This is a genomic window from Vibrio ulleungensis (genome assembly GCF_016900875.1).
Classification (GTDB): Bacteria; Pseudomonadota; Gammaproteobacteria; order Enterobacterales; family Vibrionaceae; genus Vibrio; species Vibrio ulleungensis.
In genome coordinates, this window is sequence record NZ_JAFEUM010000014.1 from 25,560 (window position 1) to 34,935 (window position 9,376).

At 45.3% G+C, this 9,376-nt stretch carries 7 protein-coding genes and 1 pseudogene; 6 read left to right on the plus strand and 2 right to left on the minus strand.

The window, feature by feature from the left end; translation table 11 throughout:
- Nucleotides 1-61 precede the first annotated feature (61 nt).
- Nucleotides 62-1,543 (minus strand): guanosine-5'-triphosphate,3'-diphosphate diphosphatase, encoded by a 1,482-nt coding sequence (gppA, locus tag JQC93_RS19855; protein WP_205160066.1) that lies wholly within the window; start codon nt 1,541-1,543, stop codon nt 62-64.
- Nucleotides 1,544-1,564: 21 nt separating this feature from the next.
- Nucleotides 1,565-2,851: an ATP-dependent RNA helicase RhlB gene (gene rhlB / locus JQC93_RS19860; protein ID WP_084888975.1), complete on the minus strand. Its 1,287-nt coding sequence runs from the start codon at nt 2,849-2,851 to the stop codon at nt 1,565-1,567.
- 114 nt (nt 2,852-2,965) lie between these two features.
- Here rhlB and trxA point away from each other — a divergent pair, with 114 nt between their 5' ends.
- From trxA to fre, 6 genes and pseudogenes are all read left to right on the plus strand, one after another.
- Complete coding sequence (trxA, locus tag JQC93_RS19865) at nt 2,966-3,292, plus strand: thioredoxin TrxA (protein ID WP_084888948.1); 327 nt, start codon at nt 2,966-2,968, stop codon at nt 3,290-3,292.
- Nucleotides 3,293-3,745: 453 nt separating this feature from the next.
- Entirely contained in the window at nt 3,746-5,011 is a 1,266-nt protein-coding gene (gene rho / locus JQC93_RS19870; RefSeq protein WP_205160072.1) for a transcription termination factor Rho, read from the plus strand.
- 141 nt (nt 5,012-5,152) lie between these two features.
- Nucleotides 5,153-6,073 (plus strand): hypothetical protein, encoded by a 921-nt coding sequence (locus JQC93_RS19875; RefSeq protein WP_205160067.1) that lies wholly within the window; start codon nt 5,153-5,155, stop codon nt 6,071-6,073.
- A 93-nt stretch (nt 6,074-6,166) separates the two neighbouring features.
- Nucleotides 6,167-7,564, plus strand: a pseudogene (ubiD, locus tag JQC93_RS19880) (4-hydroxy-3-polyprenylbenzoate decarboxylase); the annotation flags it as partial.
- Nucleotides 7,565-7,656: 92 nt separating this feature from the next.
- Complete coding sequence (locus tag JQC93_RS19885; RefSeq protein ID WP_205160069.1) at nt 7,657-7,935, plus strand: 2Fe-2S iron-sulfur cluster-binding protein; 279 nt, start codon at nt 7,657-7,659, stop codon at nt 7,933-7,935.
- 139 nt (nt 7,936-8,074) lie between these two features.
- A complete protein-coding gene (gene fre, locus JQC93_RS19890; RefSeq protein ID WP_205160070.1) occupies nt 8,075-8,788 on the plus strand; it encodes an NAD(P)H-flavin reductase in 714 nt (237 codons plus the stop codon).
- Nucleotides 8,789-9,376: the final 588 nt, after the last annotated feature.

Here is a 9,376-nt window from a genome sequence, read left to right on the forward strand (position 1 = left end):
AATTAAAAAAGGCCAGTACGAAGTCATTCGTGCTGGCCTTTTTTTATCGCTTGCTGGGACGCTAGTTAATCGTCAGCGTCCATCCGAGATTGGATTGACGGTCGCTCTCAATTTCAAGTTCTGCGCGAGTGAGCGGGTTGTTGTCCAGCCACTGAGCATTGATAGATAGTGAGATATCATCACCATGGCTCTGTACGCGATAGTCGGGTTGCACTGCAGTATCTCTGCGATGAGTCAACAACACGGCAATTCTAAGTAAGCGTAGTACTCGTTCGGCACTGTGTTGTGATATTGCATGCTGAGTATCAAGAGGTGTCAGTACATCCTTATAGCGTTTTAGCACTTCGGCCAATACATGTTGCTGCGCTTTAGTAAACCCAGGAAGATCCAAGTTCGCGATCAAATAGGCATTGTGTACACCGGCTTTTTTATAGTCGAGTGTCACCCCTAATTCGTGAAGCTGACATGCCGCCTCGAGCAGCACTTTAGCTGCGGGCTCGGCCAAAAAGTCTGGTTCGCATTGTGACAATAACTTATCAGCGCACGTCGAGACTTGTTTCGCATACTGGGTGTCGAGCTGATATCGGCGTTGCACACTGGTTAAGGTGCGAGCGATGATATCTTGCTGATGTAATTGACTCAGCATGCCATACACCATACCTTCGCGGAGTGCACCACCTGCCAGTGTCATCGTATCGATGTCGAGTAACTCAAATATCGCGATTAGAATGGATAACCCACTAGGGAATACGAGCGCTCGTTCTAAAGTGAGGCCTTCGATTTCTAACTCTTCAAGAGCATCAGCTAACATCGCTTGCTTTTGCAATCGGTAAAGTTTATCGAGAGTGATCACTTCGTCCATACCTTGGGCAAGCATTATTTCTTGCAAGGCTTGCACTGTACCGCTGGCACCGACACAGGTCTCCCAACCCAATTGCTGATAACGTGCCAGTATTGGGCTCAAGCTTTGTTTTGCCGCGTCTATGGCTTGGCGAAAATTATGAGCATTGAGTTGGCGGTCATTAAAATGACGTTCGAGCCAGGTGACGCAGCCCATATTGAGGCTGGTTAGCGCTTCTGCATCAAAACCATGACCTATGATGAGTTCGGTACTTGCTCCACCAATATCGACAACCAATCGGCGCCCTTGTCCACCGGAGGTATGCGAAACACCTTGATAGATTGTAGCCGCTTCTTCTTCTCCAGAGATAACCTGAATATCATGACCCAAAATAGTATTGGCTCGAGTAAGAAATTGATCGATGTTAGTCGCAGTTCGTAACGTTGCTGTACCGACAATACGAATCTGTGAGGTTGGTATATCTTGCAGTCGTTCGGCAAACAGCGCTAAACAGTCCCAGCCACGCTGCATTGCTTCAATGCTTAGACTGTTGTGTTGATCTAAGCCCGCCGCAAGGCGGACTTTACGCTTAATTTTTGCCAGGGTTTGAACGCTTCCGTTCACCTCGCGCACGATCAGCATATGAAAGCTGTTCGAGCCGAGGTCAATAGCGGCGTAGAGAGGAGAGACAGTTTCACTCATCTCAATTCACTCCATGAATATTTAGCGAGTCCTGGTGTGGCGACGTTGTTGTGGTCGTCCACGGTTTGATTGGCCTGAGTTATTACGACGTCCTTGGTTTGGCTTGGTGCGTAAACGCAACGGACGAGGTAGGTCGGTCAACAGAGCGGCCGTGTCATATTCTGACGTTGGAATGCTGTGTTCGATGTACTCTTCGATGGCTGGCAAGTTGATCGCATACTCTTCACAAGCAAAGCTGATAGAGTGACCACTGGCACCAGCACGACCGGTACGGCCGATTCGGTGAACGTAATCTTCACAATCATCTGGTAAATCAAAGTTAAATACGTGAGTAACTTGAGGAATGTGCAACCCACGTGCAGCAACGTCTGTTGCGACCAGGATGTCGACATCACCTTTAGTGAACTCTTCTAAAATACGCTCTCGCTTTTTCTGCGGAACATCACCGGTTAAGAGTCCAACACGATGGCCGTCGGCCGCAAGGTGTCCCCACACGAGTTCACACTTGTGTTTGGTATTGGCAAAAATAATTGCGCGATCTGGCCAGTCGTCTTCAAGCAAAGTTTGCAAAAGAGGCATTTTGTCTTCGTTAGAAGGGTGAAATAGCTCTTCTTGAATACGGTGACCTGTTTTTTGCTCCGGCTCTACAACAACATGCTCTGGATTGTGCATGTGCTCGAACGCAAGCTCTTGTACTCGGTAAGACAGAGTCGCAGAGAACAACATGTTTAGTCGTTCAGTTGGCTCAGGCATACGACGGAACAAGAAACGGATGTCCTTAATAAAACCAAGATCAAACATGCGATCTGCTTCATCCAACACAACCGCTTGAATAGAGTTCAAGCTAATGACGCGTTGTTTGTAGAAATCGATGATTCGGCCACAGGTACCTATTAAAATATCAACGCCGCCTTCAATTTGCTTGAGTTGCTTATCGTAGCTTTCACCACCGTATGCAAGACACGCTTTAAGTCCTGTTGACTCAATTAGGGGTTGTGCGTCGTTGTAAATCTGTATTGCTAGTTCACGCGTTGGCGCCATGATGATTGCGCGCGGATGCGTAGCTTTACGTGCTTCGTCAGCTTCCGTAGTTAATAGGTAGTGGAAGGTAGCGGTTAGAAAGGCCAGGGTTTTACCTGTACCTGTTTGCGCTTGCCCTGCAATGTCTTGGCCAGTGAGCAAAACTGGCAGTGCCTGGGCTTGAATTGGAGTACAAAATTCGTATCCTTTTTTATTCAATCCCTCTATGACTTTTGGGTGCAGGTCAAAGTCGGCAAATCGTTGCTCTGTGATATGTGTCTTTTTCATGCGCATAGAATATCAGCTTACGCTTGCATTAAGAACCGAAATCCAGTCCAATAAGGAATCAATTTGTCGAAAAAGTAGTAAATTCGGCAACGAAAGACACATTCGGAGTGTAAAATGAACGATAAAATTGTGCAGTTGTCTGATGAGAGCTTTGATTCTGACGTCATCAACGCTGCAGGTCCGGTTCTAGTTGATTTCTGGGCAGAGTGGTGTGGTCCTTGCAAAATGATCGCCCCAATTTTGGATGAAGTGGCCAATGAGTACGACGGTAAGTTGACTATTGGTAAGCTAAATATCGACCACAATGCTGGGACTCCACCTAAATTTGGTATTCGTGGCATTCCTACACTGTTGCTATTTAAAAACGGTGCAGTGGCAGCGACCAAGGTCGGCGCACTGTCAAAAACTCAGTTAAAAGAGTTTCTCGACGCAAACCTATAAAAATTGACGACAAACCGCGCTACTAGGCGCGGTTTGTTGCATTTATGTACTAGACTACTAATCTATTAAGTGCTAAGTTATTGCACGTTTAATGAACAATACTTTTCGTGGTGATTTCTCAACACCATATTCAATTCTCAACCAACACAAATAGATCCTATTTTGACTACTGAATCTAAACCTAATGCGGATGCTGCACCTCAAGCTGAGTCGCAAGTCGATGCGCCTATCATGCAAGAAAAAGAAGTGAAGCCAGCCCCTAAACCAAGAAGCACAGCGCGAGCGAAGGCGTCAAAGCCTGCGAGCAAACCTGCGCCAGTGGAAACTGAAAGTGCACCGGTAGCTGAGGCTGTAGAGGCTCCAGCTGAAACCGCAGTCAAAGAGACTAAGCGTCGCACTATTTCTAAACCTCGCCGTACAACAGCTAAACCAAAAACCGGTTTGGGTACTGCGCTGAGTTTGACTGAGCTTAAGAATAAGCCTGTATCAGAGCTTGTTCAGCTAGGTGAAAGTTTAGGCCTAGAAAACCTTGCGCGTTTGCGCAAACAAGACATCATCTTCGCGACTCTTAAAGCTCACGCGAAAAGTGGCGATGATATTTTTGGTGATGGCGTATTAGAAATCCTGCAAGACGGTTTTGGATTTTTACGCAGTGCAGACAGTTCATATTTAGCCGGCCCTGACGACATTTATGTTTCTCCAAGTCAGATTCGCCGATTCAACTTGCGCACTGGCGACTCCATTTCAGGAAAAATTCGTCCGCCTAAAGACGGTGAGCGCTACTTTGCGCTGCTTAAAGTTAACACCGTTAATATGGATAAGCCGGACAACGCTCGAAACAAAATTTTGTTCGAGAACCTCACACCATTGCATGCTAACGAGCGAATGATAATGGAAGTGGGTAATGGCTCAACAGAAGACATTACCGCTCGAGTTCTTGACCTCGCGTCACCAATTGGTAAAGGCCAACGCGGCCTTATCGTTGCTCCGCCAAAAGCGGGTAAAACAATGCTGTTGCAGAACATTGCACAAAGCATTGCTCGTAACCACTCTGAATGTGAGTTGATGGTACTACTCATCGATGAACGACCAGAGGAAGTAACAGAGATGCAGCGCCTGGTTAATGGTGAAGTTATTGCGTCGACGTTTGATGAGCCAGCTTCGCGCCACGTTCAGGTAGCTGAAATGGTTATCGAAAAGGCGAAGCGTCTGGTTGAGCACAAGAAAGATGTTGTGATCCTACTAGACTCTATTACTCGACTAGCGCGAGCTTACAACACTGTTATTCCGTCATCGGGCAAAGTTCTTACTGGTGGTGTTGATGCGAATGCTTTGCATCGTCCAAAGCGTTTCTTTGGCGCAGCTCGTAACGTTGAAGAAGGTGGTAGTCTAACGATTATCGCTACAGCACTGGTTGATACGGGCTCGAAAATGGATGAAGTCATCTACGAAGAGTTTAAGGGTACAGGTAACATGGAACTGCACTTAAACCGTAAGATTGCAGAAAAACGTGTGTTCCCTGCGATTGACTTTAATCGCTCTGGTACGCGTCGTGAAGAGTTGTTGACTAAACCTGACGAGCTTCAAAAAATGTGGATTCTTCGTAAGATCGTTCACCCAATGGGCGAAACCGATGCGATGGAGTTCCTCATCGATAAGCTTGCAATGACCAAGACCAATGATGAGTTTTTCAGTGCGATGAGAAAGCAAAAATCGTAATTGAATAAAATCTTGAGAAAAGCGCTTCTGTTAATGAGGCGCTTTTTTTTTGCGTTTTGGTTGGAGGCCGCAAAAATCACCACTTGCCATTGTTAAATTTTATTGTGATTATGTTAATGAGTGGTAATTGTGGAGGGTTGGATGCGCTATTTTAATTGGATGATCACAGTTCTGATTGCCGCCGCACTTCCAGTGTGGGCCGAGCAACTGTCTGATAGTGAAGTGGCGCAATGGTTGCAGGACACCCGGCTCAATAGCATGGCAGACAATCTTGTCACTCAAGCGTTAACTGGGGAGCTGGCGGAGGTTGAGTTTCAACTTGAACAAGTCAAATACCCACAACAAGAGGCGTTAAGAACACTTTTTGTTCAAAAGCTTTCTGATTCCAACATCACATTAACCACCCCTCTTGCTCAGCTGGTCGAAAAGCAAATGCATGTGCCTTCTGTTTATCATATTGTGGAGCAAGGTGATGGGTATGAATTTAAGGTCCCCGCTTTTAACTACCCATCTATCGCAGCGTCAATACTGAAAGATTGGAATAAGCAGCAGTCAGTAATGAGTTTTTATTTGCAAGCAGAAGCGGGAACATTGGATTTTAGGCGATGGTTGTCAGCAGAGCCCAAAGTAAGAGAAATGCTGTTTCTTGCTGAGTTTAAATCGTTATCAAATAAGGCACAGCTGAATATTGCAGATCAAGTTCGTAGCGAGGCAAGCAAAGCTTGGGTGCCCAGTTCAAGAGTGATGGTTGAAATCGCTAAGGTAACTCAAAGTACTGATGTGTACGCTCTGCTGTGGAAAATGAAAGCCGATGGCGTTATTGAGCGAGAATTGGATAGGTTAGCAACTTCTCGGCAGGGTGATTTACTCATTATGGCGGCAAGTCATTCCAGTCATTACACTCAATCAATCGATCTGCTAACGCGTTTTTCTGAACCTTCTGATAGCGTTAAACTCTATTTACAGTCAGAAATTGATCGCAGCGGACAGCAATCTATCGTGGTGGATTATTTAAAATCAAACAACAATTTTAAATTGCTCAGTACGCTCAACACCCCATAACCAAAATTACTACGCTATCAATTGTCTCCCATTTGTTAACAGTCTGAAGTCATCTGTTATACTGTCGCCAACAAAAATCCATGGCGAGTGCTAATGAGCTTTAAGGACTTGCGTGAATTTATCGCGCATCTAGAAAATCAGGGAGAGCTAAAGCGCATATCCCACCCAGTTGATCCTCATTATGAAATGACCGAAATCAGCGACCGCGTATTGCGAGCCGGCGGACCGGCTTTGTTGTTTGAAAATCCAATTGGTTATGATATCCCCGTACTGACTAACTTATTCGGAACTCCAGATCGAGTTGCCACAGGTATGGGCCAGCAAGATGTTATGGCACTGCGTGAAGTAGGCAAGTTGCTCGCGTATCTTAAAGAGCCTGAGCCCCCGAGCGGTTTCAAAGACGCAATGGATAAACTTCCTGTGTTCAAGCAAGTGTTAAATATGCCAACAAAACGGCTTAGGAAGGCGCCTTGTCAGCAAGTCGTTTGGGAAGGCGACGAAGTCGATTTGGATAAAATCCCAGTAATGAGCTGTTGGGCAGACGATGTTGCGCCGCTTCTTACATGGGGACTAACCGTCACCAAGGGACCGAATAAAAAACGCCAAAACCTAGGTATTTATCGTCAGCAAAAGCTAAGTAAAAACAAAATTATTATGCGCTGGTTGGCTCATCGAGGCGGTGCACTGGACTTACGTGACTGGATGGAGACACATCCAGGAGAACCGTTCCCTGTGTCTGTCGCTTTCGGTGCGGATCCTGCCACTATATTAGGGGCCGTTACGCCGGTACCCGATACGCTTTCTGAGTACGCTTTTGCTGGACTGCTTCGCGGCAGTAAAACAGAAGTAGTGCAGTCCATTAGTAATGAATTAGAGGTTCCAGCAAGTGCAGAAATAGTACTTGAAGGATATATTGACCCTAATGAGTTTGCTGATGAAGGACCTTATGGGGATCATACTGGCTATTACAACGAAGTTGAAAGCCATCGAGTATTCACCGTTACCCATGTGACCATGCGTAAGAATCCGATATACCACAGCACCTATACAGGTCGTCCGCCGGATGAACCTGCGGTACTTGGTGTAGCACTTAACGAAGTGTTTGTGCCAATACTTCAAAAACAGTTCCCTGAGATTGTCGACTTTTACCTTCCTCCAGAAGGGTGTTCATATCGTATGGCTGTCGTTACGATGAAGAAACAATACCCTGGACATGCAAAGCGTGTGATGATGGGAGTGTGGTCGTTTTTACGTCAGTTCATGTACACCAAATTTGTCATCGTTTGCGATGATGATATCAATGCCAGAGATTGGAATGATGTCATTTGGGCTATTACCACGCGTATGGACCCAGCAAGAGACACAGTAATGATAGAAAATACACCCATCGACTCGTTGGACTTTGCTTCTCCAGTCGTTGGGCTAGGGTCGAAAATGGGTATGGATGCGACCAACAAATGGGAAGGCGAAAGTACTCGTGAATGGGGGACACCCATTGTTAAAGACCCTAAGGTAGTTGAGCGTATCGATGAGATATGGGATCAACTAGGGCTCGACATATAAGTTAGCAGTGTTTAAAAACAATGAAAGACACAATACATACGATTACGATACTGCCGAAGCGGATTGAGTTTAAAGCATCCAGTGAACAAACCATATTGGATGCTGCGTTGGAGCAAGGCATAAACTTACCTCACCGCTGTCAAATTGGTGCGTGTTCCAGTTGTTTATGTAAAAGAGTGTCTGGAAAGATAAGTTACACACTTGAACCTATGTTAACGTCATCTGAGCAAGAACAGGGTTGGACATTTATTTGTTTGGCTCAAGCTCAAAGTGATGTTGTCATCGACTTCAGTGATTGATTGAGGGCGATACAAGCCCAATAGTGAAAGCTCACGACGAATGCAAAGGCTTTGTTGACGAGCGAGTAAGTCCCAAGAATCATTTGTGTCGTCAAAACCGCAAGTGACAAGTAACAATGGTTAAAATAGAAGGAAGACAATGACCATTCAATGTACTGTTCAAAGCGTTGAACCTTTAGCCGAAAATACCTATCGCGTGATCCTCCATCCGCAACAACCTGTAAACTATAAAGCAGGGCAGTACCTAATGGTTGTTATGGGCGAGCAAGATAAACGACCTTTTTCCATTGCGTCGAGTCCGTGTAGAGAACATAGCGAGCTCGAATTGCACATTGGTGCAGCAGAGGCAAATCAATACGCTTTAGAAGTGGTCGATGCAATCAAAAGCGCACATCAAAGTGGGGGCGTGATCGAAATTGATGCACCACACGGCAGCGCCTGGATTAAAGAACCTCTTCAAAAACCACTTCTGTTGATAGCGGGTGGCACCGGATTTAGCTATGTACGCTCTATTTTAGATTACTGCATAAGCCAGAACAGTGAACAACCGATCTACCTTTACTGGGGAGCAAAACAGATTGAGCAGCTGTATGCGTTCGACGACCTTCAGCATATTGCCACTCAGCACAACAATATTACGTTCATCCCAGTTGTCGAAATAGCACCTGAGCGCTGGACAGGCAAAGTAGGTAATGTACTACAGGCCGTTAATCAAGATTTCGACTCATTGGCTGACTACGAAATCTATATTGCTGGGCGATTCGAAATGGCTGGAGCGGCAAGAGACACATTTACCACTAATAAAGATGCCGATATTCATCATATCCACGGTGACGCATTCGCATTTATCTGATGCATGATGCAATCATAGAAATAGAAAAGCGGCGTATTGCCGCTTTTTTTGTACCCCAAACCTTGTGACAACCGATAGGTAATCGTTTGCGTGGTTACTTACTGACCGTTCGAATTGAATCGTAAAAATAAACGCACTTTAGGGGTTGCGCTAGTTTCCTTTCTCTCTATAATGCGCCCACACCAACGGGGAGTGAGACAAACATCACAAACCGCTCGGTAGAGAAGTCGAAATTAATTTTAAATAATGATTGACTTACTCGAGAGGAAGCGTAGTATACGCATCCTTGCCGATTGAGACTTAGGTCACAAATCGGACCCGTAATGGGACGCTCTTTAACAATATAAACCTATCAATCTGTGTGGGCACTCGTTGATGATAATCAAAATAGATTCCTCGGAATCAACTTGATTTCAATGAACTGAGTGACCAATACGAATAGCAACTTCTTTCGGGAATGAGTTATTTGGCACAGTCAATTCATTATCGTTCTGTTGGAACGATAATAGCTTTAAAATTACTTCTTACTTTCGAGTAAGGACAGTTTTGAAGTCAGTATTCATTGAGTCACAAAAAACTTTAAATTGA